General features: G+C 59.5%; 16 protein-coding genes and 4 tRNA genes. 13 read left to right on the top strand and 7 right to left on the bottom strand.

What is annotated here, in order from left to right:
* Positions 1-33: 33 nt before the first annotated feature.
* Together HMPREF2527_RS05810 and HMPREF2527_RS09600 are read left to right on the top strand one after the other, a co-directional pair.
* A complete protein-coding gene (locus HMPREF2527_RS05810) occupies positions 34-1,617 on the top strand; it encodes a sodium-dependent transporter (RefSeq protein ID WP_070507021.1) in 1,584 nt (527 codons plus the stop codon).
* 8 nt (positions 1,618-1,625) lie between these two features.
* Entirely contained in the window at positions 1,626-1,769 is a 144-nt protein-coding gene (locus tag HMPREF2527_RS09600; protein ID WP_012902977.1) for a methionine/alanine import family NSS transporter small subunit, read from the top strand.
* A gap of 98 nt (positions 1,770-1,867) precedes the next feature.
* Here the strand turns inward: HMPREF2527_RS09600 and rarD are convergent, their stop codons facing one another.
* Together rarD and HMPREF2527_RS05800 are read right to left on the bottom strand one after the other, a co-directional pair.
* The gene (gene rarD, locus HMPREF2527_RS05805; RefSeq protein ID WP_070507017.1) at positions 1,868-2,839 is read right to left on the bottom strand and encodes an EamA family transporter RarD; all 972 of its coding nucleotides are present in this window, start codon (positions 2,837-2,839) and stop codon (positions 1,868-1,870) included.
* 165 nt (positions 2,840-3,004) lie between these two features.
* On the bottom strand, positions 3,005-4,342 hold the full coding sequence (locus HMPREF2527_RS05800) for a DUF6882 domain-containing protein (RefSeq protein WP_070507013.1): 1,338 nt from the start codon (positions 4,340-4,342) through the stop codon (positions 3,005-3,007).
* Positions 4,343-4,622: 280 nt separating this feature from the next.
* On the opposite strand from HMPREF2527_RS05800, the gene HMPREF2527_RS05795 reads away from it, so the two are divergent.
* Entirely contained in the window at positions 4,623-5,939 is a 1,317-nt protein-coding gene (locus tag HMPREF2527_RS05795) for an SseB family protein (RefSeq protein WP_070507010.1), read from the top strand.
* A gap of 264 nt (positions 5,940-6,203) precedes the next feature.
* On the opposite strand, the gene HMPREF2527_RS05790 is transcribed toward HMPREF2527_RS05795, so the two are convergent.
* On the bottom strand, positions 6,204-7,694 hold the full coding sequence (locus HMPREF2527_RS05790; protein WP_049356300.1) for a catalase: 1,491 nt from the start codon (positions 7,692-7,694) through the stop codon (positions 6,204-6,206).
* A 129-nt stretch (positions 7,695-7,823) separates the two neighbouring features.
* Positions 7,824-8,411, bottom strand: a complete 588-nt coding sequence (locus tag HMPREF2527_RS05785; RefSeq protein WP_049353374.1) for a Fur family transcriptional regulator — start codon at positions 8,409-8,411, stop codon at positions 7,824-7,826.
* A 194-nt stretch (positions 8,412-8,605) separates the two neighbouring features.
* On the opposite strand from HMPREF2527_RS05785, the gene HMPREF2527_RS05780 reads away from it, so the two are divergent.
* Both HMPREF2527_RS05780 and htpX read left to right on the top strand, forming a co-directional pair.
* Positions 8,606-8,869: a hypothetical protein gene (locus HMPREF2527_RS05780; protein ID WP_005504804.1), complete on the top strand. Its 264-nt coding sequence runs from the start codon at positions 8,606-8,608 to the stop codon at positions 8,867-8,869.
* 139 nt (positions 8,870-9,008) lie between these two features.
* The gene (gene htpX / locus HMPREF2527_RS05775) at positions 9,009-9,893 is read left to right on the top strand and encodes a zinc metalloprotease HtpX (protein ID WP_070507007.1); all 885 of its coding nucleotides are present in this window, start codon (positions 9,009-9,011) and stop codon (positions 9,891-9,893) included.
* 182 nt (positions 9,894-10,075) lie between these two features.
* On the opposite strand, the gene HMPREF2527_RS05770 is transcribed toward htpX, so the two are convergent.
* The gene (locus HMPREF2527_RS05770; protein ID WP_005504808.1) at positions 10,076-10,567 is read right to left on the bottom strand and encodes a YajQ family cyclic di-GMP-binding protein; all 492 of its coding nucleotides are present in this window, start codon (positions 10,565-10,567) and stop codon (positions 10,076-10,078) included.
* 141 nt (positions 10,568-10,708) lie between these two features.
* On the opposite strand from HMPREF2527_RS05770, the gene HMPREF2527_RS05765 reads away from it, so the two are divergent.
* The 3 genes from HMPREF2527_RS05765 (at position 10,709) to trxA (ending at position 12,204) form a co-directional block, all read left to right on the top strand.
* Complete coding sequence (locus tag HMPREF2527_RS05765; protein WP_049341066.1) at positions 10,709-11,095, top strand: hypothetical protein; 387 nt, start codon at positions 10,709-10,711, stop codon at positions 11,093-11,095.
* Between the two features lie 237 nt (positions 11,096-11,332).
* Positions 11,333-11,414 (top strand) — tRNA-Tyr (locus tag HMPREF2527_RS05760).
* A gap of 412 nt (positions 11,415-11,826) precedes the next feature.
* Positions 11,827-12,204, top strand: coding sequence for a thioredoxin (trxA, locus tag HMPREF2527_RS05755; protein WP_012902990.1), 378 nt, complete (start codon positions 11,827-11,829; stop codon positions 12,202-12,204).
* 96 nt (positions 12,205-12,300) lie between these two features.
* Here the strand turns inward: trxA and HMPREF2527_RS05750 are convergent, their stop codons facing one another.
* Positions 12,301-13,545, bottom strand: coding sequence for a DNA-3-methyladenine glycosylase family protein (locus HMPREF2527_RS05750; protein ID WP_246824779.1), 1,245 nt, complete (start codon positions 13,543-13,545; stop codon positions 12,301-12,303).
* A 224-nt stretch (positions 13,546-13,769) separates the two neighbouring features.
* Here HMPREF2527_RS05750 and HMPREF2527_RS05745 point away from each other — a divergent pair, with 224 nt between their 5' ends.
* The 5 genes from HMPREF2527_RS05745 to HMPREF2527_RS05725 all read left to right on the top strand — a co-directional run bounded on the left by HMPREF2527_RS05745 (position 13,770) and on the right by HMPREF2527_RS05725 (position 19,055).
* Positions 13,770-15,632: a DUF2079 domain-containing protein gene (locus tag HMPREF2527_RS05745; protein ID WP_070506999.1), complete on the top strand. Its 1,863-nt coding sequence runs from the start codon at positions 13,770-13,772 to the stop codon at positions 15,630-15,632.
* A 647-nt stretch (positions 15,633-16,279) separates the two neighbouring features.
* Positions 16,280-18,493, top strand: coding sequence for a DEAD/DEAH box helicase (locus HMPREF2527_RS05740; RefSeq protein WP_070506996.1), 2,214 nt, complete (start codon positions 16,280-16,282; stop codon positions 18,491-18,493).
* A 305-nt stretch (positions 18,494-18,798) separates the two neighbouring features.
* Positions 18,799-18,870 (top strand) — tRNA-Thr (locus HMPREF2527_RS05735).
* Positions 18,871-18,908: 38 nt separating this feature from the next.
* Positions 18,909-18,982, top strand: a tRNA-Met gene (locus HMPREF2527_RS05730).
* A 1-nt stretch (position 18,983) separates the two neighbouring features.
* Positions 18,984-19,055 (top strand) — tRNA-Thr (locus tag HMPREF2527_RS05725).
* Positions 19,056-19,227: 172 nt separating this feature from the next.
* Here HMPREF2527_RS05725 and HMPREF2527_RS05720 read toward each other — a convergent pair.
* On the bottom strand, positions 19,228-20,229 hold the full coding sequence (locus HMPREF2527_RS05720; RefSeq protein WP_060824383.1) for an LLM class flavin-dependent oxidoreductase: 1,002 nt from the start codon (positions 20,227-20,229) through the stop codon (positions 19,228-19,230).
* Between the last annotated feature and the right edge of the window lie 93 nt (positions 20,230-20,322).

Below are 20,322 nucleotides of genomic sequence, written 5' to 3'. Positions count from 1 at the left end.
ATCCGCGTCCCCACACATTCGAGGTTTACAACTATGGGAGCATCTACCCCTAAGGCGCCCACGAAGCGCGAAGGCTTCTCCAGCCGTCGCGTCTTCATCTTTGCCGCCATCGGTTCTGCTGTTGGCCTGGGCAATATTTGGCGTTTCCCCTACATCGCATTTGATAACGGCGGCGGCGCCTTCATGATTCCCTACATTGTCGCCCTGCTGACCGCTGGTCTGACCTTCCTTTTCTTTGACTACGCTATCGGTCACCGTGCGCGTGCGTCTTCCCCGCTAGCTTTCCGCCGTCTGAACCGTAAGACCGAGTTCATCGGCTGGTGGCACATGGGTATTAACTTCGTCATCGCTATCTACTATGCCGCTATTGTGGCGTGGTCGCTGCGTTACATGGTTTTCTCCTTCACCAATGAGTGGGGCGATAACCCGAAGGCGTTCTTCAATGGCGAGTTCCTGAAGGTCGCAGAAACCCCCGGTGTCTCCCTGGACTTCAACATGAACGTCCTGATCCCCATGGTTCTCGTGTGGGGCGTCCTGCTTGCTGTGATGGCTCTGGGCGTTCAGAAGGGTGTGGGTGCAGCCAATATCATCTTTATCCCGCTGCTGCTGGTCATGTTTGTTGGTCTGGTGATTTACTCGCTGACCCTGCCCGGTGCGGCCGATGGTCTGAATGCTCTGTTCACCCCTAGCTGGGACTCCCTGGCTAACCCGGATGTGTGGGTTGCTGCCTACGGTCAGATTTTCTACTCCCTGTCCATTGGCTTCGGTATTATGATTACCTACTCCTCCTACCTGAAGCCTAAGACTGACCTGACCGGTTCCGGTGCTGTGGTTGGTTTCGCGAACTCCGGTTTTGAGCTTCTGGCGGGTATCGGTGTGTTCGCTGCTCTGGGCTTTATGGCTCAGGCTGCTGGCACCCAGGTGAGCGAGGTTGCAACCAGCGGTATTGGCCTGGCGTTCATTGCGTTCCCGACCATTATTTCTCAGGCTCCCGGCGGCGTGCTGATCGGTATCCTCTTCTTTGGCTCCCTGCTCTTTGCTGGTTTCACCTCCCTCATTTCGATTCTTGAGGTGATTATCGCTGGTATTCAGGATAAGTTCGCGACGTCCCGTCTGGCATCTACCATTCTGGTGATTGTTCCGATGGCTCTGATTTCGCTGTTGCTGATGCCGACTACCACCGGTCTGTACGTGCTGGATATTCTCGATAACTTCGTGAACCTCTTCGGTATTCTGGCTGCTGGCCTGTGCGCTATCATCGTGGTCTCCTACGTGGTGCGTGCACTGCCGGCTCTGGCTGAGCACCTGAACCGCTACTCCTCCATCAAGGCTGGCAAGATCTGGATGATTCTGCTGGCTGTCGTGACCCCGCTGGTTCTGGGCTACTCCCTGATTCAGAGCGTTATTAAGCTTGTGGTAACCCCCTATGAGGGTTACCCGGCAGATATGCTGGCTATTTTCGGTTGGGGTATGAGCGCACTCCTGCTGGTTGGCGCAATTGTTGTTTCTCTCTTGCCCTGGTCGAAGAAGTCTCGTGCGGCTGAAGAGCCTCCGGCGCCTCCGGTGATTGCCGGTCAGGTGGAGCACGGCCACGTTGATTCGACCATTACCCGTTAGGAGCCCTCATGTCTTTCTCCGCAATTGTGATGCTCATTGTGGCAATCCTGATCATTTGGGGTGGCCTGGGTTTGGCTCTGCTGAACCTGCACCGTCATCCGGATTTGGATGCTCTCGATGCTGCTGCTGAAGCTCAGGATTCTGAGCTTTAGAGTGTGAACGCGATATAAAGTGATGCCCCGCAGGCGTTAGCCTGCGGGGCATCACTGTGTTTTGTGCGGGACTGTGCTTTATGCGGATTTGGTGAGAGCTACTTGCTCTGTACGTCTTCAGCCTGCACGAGCGGGATCATGCCGGTTTCCGGGTCGGACAGCGCGGAGGCGCGGTAGGCGCGGGAGGCACGCAACGCATCCACGGTGAAGATGATGAGAGCGACCCAGATGAGGCTCAGACCCAGCACCTTATCGGCGCTCATCTGCTCGTGCAGAACGGTCAGCGCCAGAACAAACTGGATGGTCGGGCCCAGGTACTGCACCATGCCGATGACCGACAGCGGAAGAGCCTTGGTCGCCGCGGCAAAGAGCATGAGCGGCACAACGGTGACCACGCCGGTGGAGGCGAGAAGCCAGAAGTGTCCGGGACCCTCACTGAAGAGAGTCATCTGTCCCTGCGCGTTCAGCATCAAGAGGGCGGCAACGCCGAAGGGCGCCAGGATGAAAGTCTCTAGAGACAGTGAAATAATGGGGCTGACATCGTGGGCGATGCGCGCCTTCAGCAGACCGTAGATGCCGAAGGAGAACGCCACGCCCAGACCCGTCCACGGCACCTGGCCGTAGATGAGGCTCATCATCAGCATCGCAATACAGGAAATCGCCACGGATACCCACTGCGCCGGGCGTAGACGCTCATGCAGGAAGATGACACCCAACACCACGGAGACCAGCGGGTTAATGAAATAGCCCAGGGATACGTCAATGGTGTGGCCGCTGGTCGTCGCCATCACGTAGATGAGCCAGTTCGCGCAGATGAGGAATGATGCTGCCGTCAGCACCAGCATGATGCGGCGGTCCCGCAGCGCGCGGCGGAAGTCTGCAGTTACCCTTAAAATCGGCAGCAGCAGGGCGCAGAAGATGAGGGAGAAGACCACGCGCGCCACGACAATCTCAATAGGGCCTGCAGGTGCCATCAATACAAAATACAGGGGGAGCAGACCCCAAATAATGTAGGTGCCGATGATGGCGATGAACCCGTTGCGGGTGGTGTGCTTCTGAGTTTCTGACATGGTCTCTTCTTCTGAGTTAAGTTCTTCGGTTAAGTTCTTCTAATGCTAGTCGTCCGGATGCGCCAGCGGGGGCATTGATGCGCACCGAGGCTACTCTACCCGCCGGGTACGCCACAGGCGCGGTACCACGAGGATACCGCGCCTGAGGAATGCTGCGTATTCGGTTTAGAGGCCGAAGAAGCGGGAGAAGAAGCCCTTCTTCTTGGGCTGCTCTGCCTCGCGGCGTGCAGTTTCTTCCTGCTCGCGGCGGGCTGCCTCTTCGTGCTCTGCCTGCAGGTCGGGAGCTGCGCCAGCGTTGCGGATGGGCTCCACGTGCTGCTCTTCGTATTCTGCTGCTTCCTGCTCAACCTCGACGGGCTGCTCAGCTGCAGCCTCAGCGGCGACCGGCTCCTCAGCGTACTCTGCGGAAGCCTCAACGGTCTCGTACTCGGGCTGCTCGGCGCCGATGGACTCGTCGGTGTAGACGCGAGCCTGCTCGGTCTCTTCTGCCTCGTACTCGCCGGGCAGGGTCTCTACGGTGACCAGGCCGGGCTCTGCGTGCTCTGCCGGCTCCTGATCGAAGGGAGCTTCGTCGGCGGGGTAGAGGTTCTCGGTGCTCTCGACGCCGGGTACCTCGGTCTCTGCGACCGGTGCGTGCTCGGCGATCTCGACGGCGCGCTCAGCCTCAGCCTCGGCACGTGCGGCGGCGCGTTCTGCTGCCTCCTGCTCGCGCTGTGCGTTCTGAGCGGCTGCTTCAGCGGCTGCCACGCGCTCAATCTCGGCGCGCAGTGCCGCGAGGGATTCGCGACGCTGTGCGGCAGCGGCTGCGCACTGCTCCAGTACCTCGGGGCCAACCTGAGGTTCAGCCTGCTCGATGCCGCTGATACGGCCCTCGTCGAACCACAGGCGCAGGGCACCGTCGGTTGCGGTCAGAACGGCGGTTGCCTCGGTGTCCCAAGCAATGTGGAAGCCACGCTGCTGAGCGTAGGAGTCCACCGCCAGAACCTGGTTGTGTACCTCTTCGCTCTGCAGGGTCTTAGCAATCACGCGGCCAATACCCTTGTAGGTCGGTGCCTCGAGGGTCAGCTCGGCACCCTCCAGCAGGGTCCATGCGCGCACGCCAGCGCCCGCGGGTAGCGGGTAGTGTGCGTACAGGCCACTGATGGTCTTGGTCGCCAGGGTCAGGCGGCGTGCCAGAGACTCGGAGAGGGGCAGCTCGTCGGTGGTCAGCTCAACCAGACCGTCACGCTCACCGGTTTCACGCGCCTGAATAGCGGCAGAAACAACGGAGTCGGGGAAGTAGCCCAGCTGCTGCCAAGACCAAATCCAAGTACCGCGGTTCTCAGATTCAGTGCCCAGCAGATGCGGCTTGAGCGAGAGCGGGGGAGTGGTCTCAAAGTCCAGAGACTGGGAGGTGAAATCCACGTTCCACTCGGAGGTACCCACGAGCTCGGCGAGTCGAGCCTGGTACTCGGTGGAGATAAAGATCGATGCGTCGATAAGGTCCTGCAGAGAATTCGTCATGCTTCAAGATTATCAACCTTTTAGCGTTCACTATGCCGTGTATCCCCGGTTTTAGTGTGTGCTTTAGGCGTATTGGGCTCTAAGGCGCCTGTTTGAGCCGTATCCAAGAGCTCTGAGGGAGAGGTAGAGCATATATCTTTCGGCGTAAACTATCTGCGTTGAGTGCCTGTGTTCGTTAGAATCGAAGGGACGGCTTCTTCCGGCACCCTGTAAGCCGACACTACGACCGAACACGGATGCCTCCAGCCGCGCCGTATTCACACTCAAGGATGTATGAACTATGACTGAACCCCGCCTTGCCGAGACGAGTAGCCGCGCCGCGCGCATCCAGGATGCGCTGAACAACATTGGAAGCTGGCTGCTGGATGTCGTTAGTGTTGACTCCGGCTGGAGCGAAATGGTGCTGGACGTCAAACCTCTGGCAGGTCAGATTTTCGTGCGCGTGCGTGAATTCCGCAACGGTGAAGAGTTCATTGGCACCATCGGCCCGCTCAAGGACGGCTCACCCATTATTGCTGAGGTCCGTAAGCTACAGCGCGCCGCCTACGACGGTAACCGCGGCACCTGGTTTACCGCCTCCATCGTGGTTGCGGCTACCGGCTGGCCCAACCCGCAGTTCAGCGTGGGGGCTTCCTATAACCGTGACGACGAGCCTGCTAGCTGGAAGAACGAAGGCACTCTGACCGCAACCGACGTGCGTGAGCACCTGGCGGAGTTCCCCCGTGATGCTTCGCGTATCCCGGCATGGGCTCGTGAGCGTATGGAGGGCCGTGCCCGCCACTCTGCCGCTGCATCATTGTCTTCGAGCGAGCATGAGATTCCGAACCCCTACTTGGTTGCTGCTCTGGAGACCTTCCGCAACGACGTGCAGGAGCGAACCCTCATTAACGTGGTTCGTACGATGCTTGGTGGCGACGTTCTACTTGATGCGACCGGCTCCCTGCTGATTCCGTCTGAGACTGACCCGATGGGCCCCGAGTCGGTACTGGCCCACCAGGTCATTCGCATGCCCGAGACCGGCATGCAGGCGCTGTGCGTGTTCTCCTCCTCCGAGCACATTGGCAAGAGCTACGTGCGCCAGGAATCCGAGGGAGATGAGCTGATTCTGCGCGAACCGGCGATGAAGGTCTTCATTGACTTCCTCAGCAATGAGGCGCTGGACTTGATCGTGGTTGACCCCGGCACTGACCACGAGTGCTACATTGAGCGCGCTCAGGTGCACTGGATTGTCACTTCTCCCCGCAATGACGGCGCGAAAATGGCGCTTGTGCAGGACAATATGCAGATGCTGCTCGGCTCCCTGGTGTCCCCGGCATCCGTGCTGCTGGTGGGCGTTGACCCGGCTGATCCTTCGGGTACGTCTTTTGTGTTTGACCCGGATGAGAACGGTAACCCGAAGAGCCTGCTGGTATTCACCTCGCCCATTGAGATTGCGGCGCTGGACCCGCATATTGAGGTGCGTTCGGCGAATGCCCTGGATATTCTGCGTTACGCCCTGGAGATTGGCGCACCGAGCGTGAAGGTGAACGCAATTAACCCTTCCACCGTGTTGAGCGCGGCGCAGATTCGCGAGCTCCTCGATATTGTGGGTGAATAGGAAGCGGTCTTCGGCGCTTCTCCCGCTGGTGCTAGTGCATCCGCATAGTTCGTAAAACCCGTCACGTAAAATCGTCCGGAAGAGACACCCACACGGTGTTGTCTCTTCCGGGCGATTTTTGTGTTTGGAGAGGGTTGTAATCCTGCAAACGGGTTTAAAATATGGGGCCGGTGACTCCACCTTACTGAAAGTCACCGACCCCATAGTAGTAGCCAGCTGTGCGTCATGTTCTCGAATCTACAGGAGAACAGACGCTGCCGTATCTTATGAACCAGATGCGGCGGCTGCCACGGCCTCGCGAACGCGAGAACCGAGCTCAGGGTGAACGCTATCCCAGTATTGGAACGCGCGTTCACGAATCTCGTCGGAACGAACAGCGCCTACGTGACCGGAGATGTTGCTGATCAGGCGCTCGCGTTCTTCGTCGTTCATGGTTACCTCGTAGAGGGTGCGAGCCTGCGAGAAATCATCATCATCCGGGCGCAGGGTGTAGGCGGTGCGTACCAGCTCGCCATCAGACTCCCAGCTACCTTCGCCAGCGCGTTCCGCATCCGCATGCGGTCCACCCAGACTATTCGGCGCGTAGGTCGGAACGGAGGGGTCGTTGAAGTTATAACGCATCGAACCGTCATGCGAATAGTTGTTCACCGGCGCTGCGTGTGGTGCGTTCACGGGCAGCTGTGCGAAGTTGGTGCCGATGCGGTAGCGATGCGCATCCGGGTAGGAGAAGATACGACCGAGCAGCATCTTATCGGGCGAAGCCGCGATACCGGGCACAAAATTCGAGGGGGAGAAGGCTGCCTGCTCGATTTCGGCGAAGAAATTCTGCGGGTTGCGATCCAGCACCATGCGGCCCACCTTGATCAGCGGGTAATCCGAGTGCGGCCACACCTTCGTCAGATCGAAGGGGTTAATACGGTAGGTCTTCGCGTCCTCATAGGGCATGATCTGCACATAGAGCGTCCAGGCGGGGTAGTCGCCACGCTCGATAGCCTCGCGCAGGTCGCGGCGGTGGAAGTCAGCATCCTTACCCGCCATTTCATCGGCCTGAGCCTGGGTGAAGAACTCGTTGCCCTGCTCGGTCTTGAAGTGGTACTTAACCCAGAAGCGCTCACCCTCGGCGTTAATCCACTGGTAGGTGTGAGAGCCGAAGCCGTCCATGTGGCGCAGGGTGCGGGGCAGGCCGCGGTCGCCCATCAGCCAGGTTACCTGGTGCGCCGATGCCGGATTGAGGGTCCAGAAATCCCACTGCATATCGTGATCGCGCAGACCCGAACCGGGCATACGCTTCTGCGAGTGGATGAAGTCGGGGAACTTAATGGCATCGCGAATGAAGAAGATAGGAGTGTTGTTGCCTACCAGGTCGTAGTTGCCTTCGGTGGTGTAGAATTTTACCGCGAAACCGCGTGGGTCACGCCAGGTATCGGGGGAGCCGGATTCGCCCGCCACGGTTGAGAAACGAATCAGCAGCTCGGTTTTAACGCCGGGCTGAAAGAGCGCCGCACGGGTGTACTGCGAAACGTCTTCGGTGGTTTCAAAGTAGCCGTATGCGCCGGTTCCCTTCGCGTGCACCACACGCTCGGGCACACGCTCACGGTTGAACTGAGCGAGCTTTTCAACAGTGTAAGCATCGTGCAGAACGATGGGACCATCGGCGCCCACGGTGAGCGAATGATCATCTGAAGCCACCGGCGTGCCAGTGCTCGTGGTGGTGTAAGAACCGGGCTGAATGGGGTTCTGCGGGGTCTGATACATATTTGCTTCTCCTTGTGTTTTTGGTGATGCTATGTGGTTTTCGACGAGCATTCTTCCTGTTTTAGGGTGCAGCTAACGAACACTGAGGCGCTGTTTCACGCCCGGAGTAAGGTGTGGGAATGTGGTTCGTTAGTGCTGAACGCTCGCTGCGGCTTGCACCTGGCTCTTCGCCAGTTCTGCTTCTGCCTCAGTTTGACAGTCTACGCACACGCCCTGATAGAGCACGTCTGCGCTGAAGAGTGCCATGCCGTGAAAATCGCTGGGGGTCAGGCAGGGTGCGGAGCCGACCGCGCAGTCCACGTCTTCGACCTTGCCGCAACGTACGCAGAAGGCGTGGTGGTGGTTGTCGCCCGTGCGGGTTTCGTAGAGGGCGGGGGTTCCCGGCGGCTCAAACTTACGCAGCAGGTCGATGTCGGTCAGGTCGGCAAGAATCACGTAGACCGACTGAACCGTAATGGCGGGGATACGCTCGCGGACTGCCTGCACGATGGTGTCGGCGGTGGAGTGCGGGTGTTCCTGCACTGCGTGGAGTACGGCGAGGCGCTGCTTGGTGACGCGGCGGCCCCTGGCGCGCAGTCCGGTGGTCCATGCTTCTTCGAGCTGTTCGGGGCTCATTGCGGAGAGCAGGGGTAGGCCGGTGGTGTGGGCGCAACCGGTGTTGTGATGGTCTGGGCTTTGAGCCTTCTTCGTGTCGGAGGTTGTCTTTGCGTCGGTCATAGGTTTAAGTCTACACGTTATTATGAGAAATTCATCATTATTTTATGAAAAGCTCATAATAAGCCGGCAAGGCGTCCCTTTCATCCACTCTGTGGCGCCCCTCCTCGCCCCGGCCTCGGGTGTGAAGAGATGCCGTACAATCAAAGAACCTAGAGTAACCCGTACCGGCGATCACCATCAAGGAGGATAGGGTCATGGTGTACGACTTCACAAACCCCATCTACATTCTGCTGATGATTCTGCTCTTCGGTGTGCCCATCGTGACCCCGGTGATTTACGGCCAGTACCGCAGTACTACCACTGGTTTTGATCTGGAGGGTCAGCTGATGCTCGGTCTGCTCTTCATCCTTTTTCTGGGCGCGTACGGCACGATTCTGCTGCTGGGTATTTTCCCCACTGCTACGGCGCAGGTGCTGGAGCAGGTGCCCCTGGTGAATATTCCGGGCGCTATTCCCTAATCCCTTTTGAGCTTTCGGCGCATGGGTGACGCTCTGGGTGAATCCGCGTGCCATAAGGTGCGCCCGCGGGTGCTTGCACGTATTCTATAGAGTCAAGTACACGCTGTACGCACTGACCTAATTGTTCAGGAGGATACCCATGCACAGCCATAACAACGGACTGAAAACTGCCCTGTTGATGGGCTCCATGGTGGGCATGATGTTGCTCATCGGTGGCCTGCTTTCGGCGACTTTCCGCACCTCCATTTTCATCTGGGTTATGGGCCTGTTTAGCTTGGGTTCGGTCGTGTACACCTACTGGAACTCCGATAAGCTCGCCCTACGTTCCATGAATGCTTACCCGGTCAGCCGTGAAGAGGTTCCGGTACTTTACGACATAGTGGAGGAGCTGTCCTCCCGCGCGGGTCAGCCCATGCCCGCCCTCTACGTGGCACCGACTATGACCCCGAACGCGTTTGCGACCGGCCGTAACCCGCAGAATGCGGCGGTGCGTTGCACTGAGGGTATTTTGCAGTTGCTGGATGAGCGCGAGATGCGCGGCGTGCTCGGCCACGAGCTGATGCACGTGTACAACCGCGATATCCTCACCTCTTCGGTGGCGGCGGGTATCGCCTCCATCATCGGTACGATTGCGCAGATTCTTTCGTTTGGTGCGATGTTCGGTGGTTCCAGCCGCGACGGTGAACGCTCGAACCCTATCGCCATGTTTGTGATTGCCATGCTGGCGCCCATTGCTACTCAGGTTATTCAGATGGCTATTAGCCGCACCCGCGAATTTGATGCCGACGAGGACGGTGCACGTCTGACCGGCGACCCGCTGGCTCTGGCTTCGGCGCTGAACAAGCTGGAGAGCGGTGTGTCCATGTATCCGATGGACCCGAACAACCGTAGCACTGAGGCGGCGAGCGCCATGATGATTGCGAATCCCTTCGGTTCGCTGAAGAGCATGCTCTCTACTCACCCGCCGATGGATCAGCGTATTGCGCGTCTGCAGCAGCAGGCTCGTGAGATGGGTCAGTACTAAGTCTTTTTGTCGCCCTCATCTCTGGGCGTGAATATGACCCGCGATGACGGGTTGGCAGACAAAAAATCCTCGGGGTGGCTACTGTGGAAGTAGCCACCCCGAGGATTTTTACGTTTCGGCTTCTAGTCCTCTATCCTCACCCATCGCTGGGCGGGGATAGAGGGTGAGAGCCTCGCCTGAGCTTAGCGGTAGTTGACGAACTGCAGGTCAATCTCAAGATCAGCGGACTTGAGCATTGCAATGACTTCCTGCAGGTCATCGCGGGACTTGGAGGAGACGCGCAGCTCGTCGCCCTGGATGTTCGCCTTTACGCCCTTGGGGCCCTCTTCACGGATCATCTTGGAGATCTTCTTCGCCTGATCCTGTGCGATGCCTTCCTTGATGGAGCACTCGATGCGGGTTTCCTTGCCGGATGCGTAGGGCTTGCCGGAGTCCAGGGACTTCAGGGAGATGCCGCGCTTGACCAGCTTGGACTGGAAAACGTCCAGCACTGCCAGTGCGCGCTCTTCGGCGTTTGCCTTGATGAGGATCTTGTCGCCGGAGTAGTCGATTTCTGCGCCAACGCCACGGAAGTCGTAACGCTGGGAGATTTCCTTCTGCGCCTGGTGCAGTGCGTTAGAAACTTCCTGCTTGTCCACCTTGGACACAATGTCGAATGAGGATTCGCTAGCCATGGGTTTTCCTTTCGTGAATGAGGTGCTACTGGCACCGGTTAGTACTAGCCTACCGGGTTGGGGCTCTTGTTCACAGCTAACTAACAGAAATACGGGCCTGTTTTACAGGCGTTACCAACCTAAAAAGAGGACAATAGAGATATGACCATTCATAACCTGTCTGCAACGGACGCACACACGAGCGAGGAAGCTCACGACCTGCAAACCCTGCTCTTCATTGACTTGCATACCTCTCTGGGCGCTGAGCCCGAAGATATTCCTGAGGCTGAGCGCCTCAGCGAGTCTGACCACCACGATATTCACCTTGACCTGCACGAGGAAGATGCTGAGCCTTCTCTCTTTGACGGTATCGGTATCACCCTGACGGAACCTTCGCTGGTGGCACGTTTCCGTGGCGTTCGCCGTGACCTGGAGCGTGAGATTGCCGGTGACATGTGCACCGTGGAGCAGGCGCGCCGCTATCTGGAGCACCTGGAGATTGTGCTTCTGCTTGAGCAGGATGGCGATACTCCTTCCCGCTCCTTCTAAAACTGCTGTAGGCGGTGGCTTTATTCGCGGCTTTATTCATAAGGTGAGAGCGTGGGCGCTGCGATAGATATGGGCGCGCGGTGAGCGTGCGCTGACGCTCTTGTGTGACGAAAAGACGATAAATACAACCAGACATATAACCTTCGTCACAAAACCCTATGTGAAGTGTACAAGTCCCTAAAACTGCTGTAGAGTAGTCTCTGTTCGCTTGAGCGAGCAACTAGCACCTAGCTAGGCGGCAGGTTACCCGAGCGGCCAAAGGGGGCTGACTGTAAATCAGCTGGCACTGCCTACGGGGGTTCGAATCCCTCACCTGCCACAAATAGCCCGGTTACGAAAGTAACCGGGCTTTTGTGTATCTAAAACCAGTTTTATAGCGGATTCCGCAGCCGCTTTCCAACCCAGCGGCTTTCCACCGCGGTAATCTTCCACCACAGTGGTCTTCCACAGCAACGGTCTTTCATGGTTGCGCCCGTATTTTCTGGGTGCCCGCATTGGGTGCTTTCCTCAGGATGCTGTAGGGGACGACCACGGGGCTTCGCCCGCCGGGTCGGGCGCCTCCATCATTCGGCTACAGGGGCATTCGCCAGAGTATTCGCGACACGCCCGTGAACCGGCTGAAACAGCCGCAAAAAGTATTTACTATGACCGCAATTTGTCATATCTTTCACATGTTTGAATCCCAGAGCGAACAATTAGCGATTGGGGTCTTGAGGGTGTAGCTTTATCTCATGGCTACTAATGAAATTACTCAGCAGAACCTGACTGCTACCGTCGAGAGCAACGATATTGTCTTCCTGGACTTCTGGGCAGATTGGTGCGGTCCCTGCAAGCAGTTCTCCCCCGTCTACGAGGCGGCTTCGGAGAAGCACAGCGACATTGTTTTCGGCAAGGTCGACACCGAGGACCAGGGCCAGCTCGCTCAGGCAGCAGGCATCACCTCCATCCCCACCATCATGGGCTTCCGTGACGGTATCCTGGTATACCAGCAGGCTGGCGCACTGCGCGAAGACCAGCTGGAGACCGTAATCGGTTCGATCCGCGAGCTCGACATGGACAAGGTCCGTGCAGAGATCGCAGCAGCAGAGGGCTCTGCAGAGAAGAAGTAAGCTCACCACCACAAAAGAGCTTGAACGGGGCGCACCCGCCGGCACAACCGGCAGGGGCGCCCCGCCCCCTTTTAACCTCGTGAGGGTGCAGGAGCGTTAGCGGTCGCGGTGATCCTCAATGGTCATGCGCGCCCCGTAGCGCTGCTTCGAAAAGCCCGAAGCATGCATGAGCCGCACCAGACGCTGCCGATGCGGGCTAAAGGGCGCCAGCAGGGAGAGCATTCCCGCATCATCGGTGCGCTGACCTATGAACAGCTCACCGACCGCGTGCGCCAGATGGTAGTCGCCCACGCTGATGGCATCCGGGTGCCCGCACACACGCTGCAGGGCCTCGGAAATACTCCACGGGCCCACGCCGCGCACAGCGTGCAGGCTCCGCGCCAGAAGTGCGACGTCGCCTTCTGCCGCAATGTTTTTTAGAGACTCTGCGGAACGAGCGTAAGCGTACACGGCATCGTAGCGGCTTTTATCAACGCCAGCCCGATGCCAATCCCAGGTAGGAATCGTCGCCAGGGTCCGGGCGCTTGGATAGACGCGCATCCCCTCCGGCTGATTCCCCAACCCGGTCGAAAGGGCGGGGGAGCCGTACTTTCGCAGAACCCAGCCTAAGGTCCTGAACGCTTCGGTCTGGGTGATGCGCTGCTCCACAATGGCGTTGAGCATCTGCCGGTCCAGCTGCCCCGAAGCGCTGAGGCGGAGCCCCGGATTCTGCCGCCACGCCTGCTGAACACGCGGCGGAAGAGACTCAAAAGAAGACAGAGCACCGAACTGTTCGGCGGGGTCGTGCAACCCCAGCCAGTACGTCATTTCCTGCGCTAGCGCCTGAAGGTCGGCTCGCGCCTGCATCTGCTGATCAGCGGCACTATAAGAAACCCAGATACGAATACGCACCGGGCGCATCAGCAGGCGATGCAGGGAGGGGAGAGTCTCGGGAAGCGTGGCTGTCTCCGCAACTCGTTCAACGTACAGCACCGCTGGGAACTCGTGAAACGGCGTGCGAGCCGTCAACCAGATTCTCTCAGCACCATCTGCGCGGCTCAGCGCACGATACGAAAAATCCTGAGCGCCGCGACGTAGCGACCCCAACGTCTGCGCCAACTGCACCGGAACATGCGGCTCAATCACAACCTCGCACACCTCAGGAGCCAGGACACCCGGAAGGGGCGAAGCGGCGGAGGAGAGAGTACGAATCTGAACGCGCGGTTCGTGAAGAACATCCGCAAGCGCTGGCGCATAGGGCACACCAGCTGCCGCCAAAGGATGCCGGATGCGCCGAGCACCCGCTACCGGGTGGCTACCAGGGGTGACACCGCCGGGGGTTGAGGAAGGAAACGTACTCACCACACCAGTCTATGCGCCCAAACCGGGCCCTAGCATCCGGGGCAGATATTTGAGGGACAAGATACAAAAAGCGCAGGAAGGGCAGGCACAGCGCTAATGCGATACCCTAAAGGGTAGAGTGAGAACGAACGCAAACTCCGCCACCGGCAACGACAAAGGCGACGCGTTCCACCCGTTCTGTGGGCGCCTGTAGCCCGGACACACACCCCGAGAGAAGGACGCCTATGGCAGCGGAAGCACACGAAGCATCCTCGAATACTGACGCACCTGAACAGAAGAACAGCACCGCCACCAGCACGGACCGTACTCAGCGCGCCAAAAAACAGCCGCGTCAGTCCCTCACCGAGCGCGTCAAAAGCATCCGCCCCCTCGAACTACTACCCGGCCTGCTGCTTGCCGCCGCCGTCATGGCGTTGTACACCTACTACTCGCTGCAACAGATGAAGCACTGGATTACCCCCTCCTGGGACCTGGCGATTTTCACCCAGATGGCGCAGGCGTACTCGCACTTCTCCGTGCCCATCGTGCCCATTAAGGGGCCCGACTTTAACCTCTGGGGTGACCACTTCCACCCGATTCTGGTGCTCCTGGGACCCGTCTACGCGCTGTTCCCCTCGCCGACCACGCTACTGGTCGTGCAGAACGCCCTGGTCGCCTTCGCAAGCTTTGCCATTGTGCGCTTCACTCAGCGTGCCTTCGCGCTCGCCCAGAAGACTGAGGACGCACAGAAAACTGAGGACGCGCAGAAGAACGAACCTGCGCAGACTGCTCAGTCCGCAAAACTTCAGAGTGTCATCCCGACCATCACCGGTCTGCTGCTCGGCGCCGGATTCGCCCTCAGCTTCGGAGTTCAGCAGGCTATCGCCGCCCAATTCCACGAAGTAGCCTTCGCCGTGCCGCTGCTTGCCATGAGCCTCGGTTACCTGGTGCTCGCCTCGCGAGTGAGTGGCACCGAACGTGCCCGCTACCTCGCCTACGCTTGCTGGTGGTCCCTGCCCATTGCCTTCGTCAAAGAAGATATGGGTATCACCGTCGCAGCCATCGGCCTCATTATCTTTATTCGCACCGGCTGGCTGAGCACCGCCGTAGACATTCTGATGCCGCGCCTCTCCGCGGGCACCCCCGCCCCCATGCGAATCCGCGTGCATCAGCTCTACTCCTCCTGGGCGCGCACCCCCGCCGTCGCCGAATCCACCATGGTCATGATTTGGGGCGTATTCTGGTCCGCCGTCGCCATCTACGTGATTCTGCCCTACTTCAATAGCGGCGGAAACTTCGACTATGCCGACAAGGTGAACATATCTGCGGCTCTGGGCGACCCCTTCGGCTCGGCACTGCAGATGCTCAGCAACAACACCAAGCTGGCAACCCTCGGCCTGCTGCTCATTACCGGAGCAGTCCTCTGGGTGATTTCTCCGCTCGCGGCAATTGCCCTGCCGACCCTTGCCTGGCGTCTACTCTCCACCATGGAATCCTACTGGGCAAGCACCTGGCACTACTCGCTCGTGCTCATGCCCGTCGTCTTCTTCGCCCTGCTCGACGCTGTCATGCGGATACGCTACGGAGTGGTTCCCGCTGCGATTCCGGCGCGTTTGGGCGCGCGCGCAGCCGATAGCGCCTCCGCGCAGGAACCTCAGACCAATACCGAGCCCGGCCGCCTGACCGCCACGGCGCGCCGCATGCCCGTGTGGGTTCTGCCTGCCGTGGCGCTCTTCCTAGCCGCGTCCCCGATTTTCGTGCCCGGATCCCAGCAGCCCCTCGCGTCCCTGGGTAATGCGCAGTTCACCGCCTCCGCGCTGACTACGACTGACCAGATGAAGCGGGACGCCGTCCAGAAGGTACCTGAAGGGGTATCGGTCGCATCTGACCTGTCGATTCTGACCCAGCTGATTCCCGGTCGTACCGTCTACTGGATTGGACACACCGGTAAGCCAGCGCCCGACTACGTGGTCATCGACCGCATGAGCAACTCCTGGGGCGGCAACCCGCCGACCAACGCCGCACAGTATGCGGCTGACCGCTACGGCAGCTCCTACGCTAAGTATGCGACTGTCGGCACGATTGATATTGTGCGACGCGTCGACTAGCCCCTCGGCTCAGCAACTGAAAGAGCGTCCACCCCGCACGCAGCGGGGTGGGCGCTCGCCGTTAAGAGATGAGGTTTTAAGCACCTTTTGGGGTTAAATGGACGCCGCTAAGGTAGACTAGGTAGAATACGGGAACCCCCGATGAAGGTCTTGTGCGCACCCGGCACCCAAGGTGGTGCTGGAATTGTAGGTGCGCCGTACTCACCATCACCGATTGATACGCCCCATAAATTTGCGGTTTACACCGTACACGCGGGCTTCTCTTAACGATCTCTGGTCCAGCGTCTTTGCTGCGTCTGCTGTAACAGACACACCACCGCCGTAGAGCGGGAAGGCGAACCACCAGGAATACGTGACATTGCATGTGAGCATTACCCACCCTGTACACCCTGATTCACAGGAACTACTGTGCGTTGAGCGTAGAGTACGAACAAGCGTGCGGATAATGTGCCGAGAAATTCAAGACCACCCCCAGCAAAGAGCCGCTACCCGTAGCATCCGCAGAACACCTCTGCAGAATGTGCCGGTAACGGAGGACCCCTGGACGCTCTACTCCCCAGGGGATGATGTGTGGCTGGGCCGTGAAGGGGACACCCGGTAAGCGCCGAAAAGCGTGCGCTATCCACCCCTACCGTATAGAGGAAAAATTGACTGAGAATACTGCTACCCCGGCCGAACTGAACGCCGAGGCAGAGACCGTTGTGACCACTGAGAACATCACCGAGAACACCGTTGAGAGCCCTGCTGTAGAAGCAGAAGAAACCATCGCAGAAGCTACTGCAGAAGCACCCGCCGAAGAAACCGCCGACAAGGCTGAAGAAGAAGGCGTACGCTTCACCGACCTGGGCCTGGACGCACGCGTCCTGGCAGCCCTGGAAGAGGTAGGCTACGAGAAGCCGTCCCCCATTCAGGAACAGACCATCCCCCTGTTGCTTGAGGGCCACGACGTGGTTGGTCTGGCACAGACCGGTACCGGTAAGACCGCAGCATTCGCGCTGCCGGCACTGTCCCGCATGGCTGAACTCGCCGACATCAACGGCGTCTCCCGCGACACCCAGGTTCTGGTCCTGGCACCCACCCGCGAGCTGGCTCTGCAGGTTGCAGAAGCCTTCTCCTCCTACGCAACCCACATGGAGGACTTCACCGTCCTGCCCATCTACGGTGGCTCCCCCTACGGCCCGCAGCTGGCTGGTCTGCGCCGCGGTGCGCAGGTCGTCGTCGGTACCCCCGGCCGCGTGATTGACCACCTGGAAAAGGGGTCCCTGGACCTGTCCAACCTGCAGTACCTGGTACTCGATGAAGCAGACGAAATGCTGCGCATGGGCTTCGCCGAAGACGTGGAAAAGATCCTCGAAGGCACCCCCGACAGCAAGCAGGTTGCCCTCTTCTCCGCAACCATGCCCAACTCGATCCGCAAGATTGCTCAGCAGTACCTGAACGACCCCCGCGAGGTTCGCGTCAAGGCTAAGACCACCACCAGCTCAAACATCTCCCAGCGCTACATGCAGGTCATGCACTCCCACAAGCTGGACGCAATGACCCGCGTGCTCGAGGTTGAAAACTACGACGGCATCATTGTCTTCGTGCGCACCAAGAAGGAAACCGAGGAAGTTGCCGACAAGTTGAAGGCACGCGGTTTCGCGGCGGCAGCGATTAACGGTGACATCCCCCAGCAGCTGCGTGAGCGCACCGTTGACGCCCTGCGTGACGGCCGCATCGACATCCTCGTGGCAACCGACGTGGCGGCACGCGGCCTGGACGTTGAGCGCATCTCCCTGGTCGTCAACTACGACATCCCCCACGACACCGAGTCCTACGTGCACCGCATCGGTCGTACCGGTCGTGCAGGTCGCGAAGGTGCCGCAATCCTCTTCGTCACCCCGCGTGAGAAGTACATGCTGCGTCAGATCGAGAAGGCAACCCGCCAGAAGGTCGAGCCGATGCACATGCCCACCGCAGAGGCAGTGAACGAGACCCGTAAGCAGCGCTTCGCACAGCAGATTACCGAGACCATCGAGTCTGAGGACCTGAGCTTCTTCCGCCAGATTATCGAGGACTACGAGAACGAGCACGACACCACCGCTGAGGACATTGCGGCCGCACTGGCTGTTATCGCCCAGCAGGGTCGCCCCTTCTTCCTCGATGAGAGCGAAGATATCGCCCACAAGTCCCGCCCCTTCTCTGACGAAGATTCGGATCGCGGCGGCCGCAAGGCAAAGCGCGCGCACAACGATGAGGGTATGGTCAACTACAAGCTGAACGTTGGCCGTTCCTCCCGCGTGACCGCAGGCGCTATTGTGGGTGCATTGGCTAACGAGGGTGGTATTAAGGGCTCCCAGATTGGCTCCATCGACATTCGCCAGCACTTCACCATTGTTGGCCTGCCCGAGGACCTGCCCCGCGACTTCTTCGACCGTCTGCGTGACACCAAGATTGCTGGCGAGTTCATCAACATCCGCAAGGACAACGGTCCCAAGGGTGGCGGCGGTGGCCGCAGCTTCGGTGGTGGCCGTCGTGAGGGCGGCTACCGTGGCAACCGTGAGGGTGGCCGCGATTTTGGCGGTCGCGATAACCGTCGCGAGGGCGGCTACCGCGGTAACCGTGACGGTGGCCGCGACTTCGGTGGCGACCGCGACTTCAAGCGTCGTGACTTCGGTGGCAAGCGCAATGACCGCGACTTCGGTGGCCGCGACTTCGGCGGCCGTGATAACCGCCGCGATGGTGGCTACCGTGGCAACCGTGATGGCGGCCGCGACTTCGGCGGCCGCGACTTCGGCGGCCGTGATAACCGTCGCGATGGAGGCTACCGCGGTAACCGTGAGGGCGGCCGTGACTTTGGCGGCCGCGGCAAGCGCTACTAAAATTTCGGCTAAGCCTGGATTTGCGGTACGAGGGGCTTGCTGAGGCTATCGGCTAGCAGCCTTGTCATCCGCATATGATTCAAAGACCGGCAGGGGAGTGATGAGCTCTCCTGCCGGTCTTTATGTATTTGTGTGTTGATGTGTTTGCATCAGCTGTTGCGGTGGCGCCTGGTCGATGCTGGGGCTCCTGGTCCTTGCTGGGCTCTCAGACGGCAGAGTGGAGAACAATCAATCATAAAATGTGGCGCATGCCATAGCTTCTCCGCTTGCAAGCATTCGTGAAGACCTGTATAGTTTTACCTGTTGCCCCGATAGCTCAGTGGTAGAGCGCCATCTTGGTAAGATGGAGGTCCCGGGATCGATTCCCGGTCGGGGCTCTCTCATTAATTCATGCGAGAGCACGTATTAATGATGTGGCGGTGTAGCTCAGCTGGTTAGAGCGCACGACTCATAATCGTGAGGTCGACGGATCGAGCCCGTCCACCGCTACGCCCCGATAGCTCAGTGGTAGAGCGCCATCTTGGTAAGATGGAGGTCCCGGGATCGATTCCCGGTCGGGGCTCAGATAAGCCTGTCTCTTTGGAGGCAGGCTTTTTTGTTTTACCTATTTTGTTTGCCTAAAGCCCGGTCTGCAGGCGCTCAGCGCACGGCTCGATGCCGGGTAGAGCATGCCGGGTATAGCAAAGCCCCCGAGAAAAACTCGGGGGCTTCGTCTTTATGCTCTGATCTAAGCGTTAGGAGGCGCGGCGCACCACCGGCAGCTGGGACAGCAGCTCGTAGGAGCGCAGGCGGTCCTCGTGCTCCCACGCCTCGGTCATGACGATGAGCTCGTCAGCGCCCGTGCGCGCCACCAGGTCCTCAATACGAGCCTGCGCGGTGGCGGGGGAACCTACGATTGCCTCGGCGGTCATGCGGTCAATGTGCATCTTCTCCGCGTCGGTCCAGACGGCGTCCATATCTTCCACGGGAGGTGCGAACGACAGATTGCCGCGCACCACGCCCAGGAAATGCTGCTGCTGGGTCGTGTACAGGTAACGTGCTCGCTCGTCGGTATCGGCGAGCATTGCGGTCGCACCCACCATGACGTAGGGCTGCTCCAGATGCTCCGAGGGCTTGAAGTTCGCGCGGTAGGTGTCCACCGCCTCCTGCAGCATTGCGGGTGCAAAATGCGAAGCGAACGCGTAGGGAAGACCCAGCTGTGCGGCAAGCTGCGCACCGAACAGGGAAGAACCCAGAATGTACATAGGCACCTTCGAACCCTGACCGGGAGTGGCGTGCACGCGGTGCATGGGGGAGGGATCACCCAGGAAGCGCTGCAGCTGCTGCACCTCGGCGGGGAAGCTCATGGCGGCAGAATCGTCGCGGCGTAGAGCGGCGGCGGTCATCGGGTCAGTGCCGGGCGCACGGCCCACACCCAGGTCAATACGACCGGGATGGAACGCGTTGAGGGTACCGAACTGCTCCGCTACCACGTAAGGTGCGTGGTTGGGGAGCATAATGCCTCCCGAACCCACGCGAATACGCTCGGTTGCGGCGGCAATCTCCGCCATGACCACGACGGTCGCCGAGGACAGCAGGGAACCGGCATTGTGGTGCTCAGCGACCCAGAAACGCTCGTAGCCGTAGGACTCAGCCGCGCGGGCGGCATCGATGGTGTTGAGCATGGTCTGGTGCTGACGCTGATCGGGGCGGTGCGGCATCAGGTCAAGCACCGAAATTTTTACGTTGGAAGACACAACTTTTCCTTCTTGATTGATTGCGGGTACCCATTCAGTCTACGCCTGCTCAGGCTGTAGGGGTAGGGGCGCGCCGGGCGCCTTCGCTAGAAG

Source organism: Rothia sp. HMSC071B01 (genome assembly GCF_001808945.1).
GTDB lineage: Bacteria > Actinomycetota > Actinomycetes > Actinomycetales > Micrococcaceae > Rothia.
The sequence above is the reverse complement of the archived record's forward strand: the minus strand, read 5'-3'. Positions and strand labels throughout refer to the sequence as shown.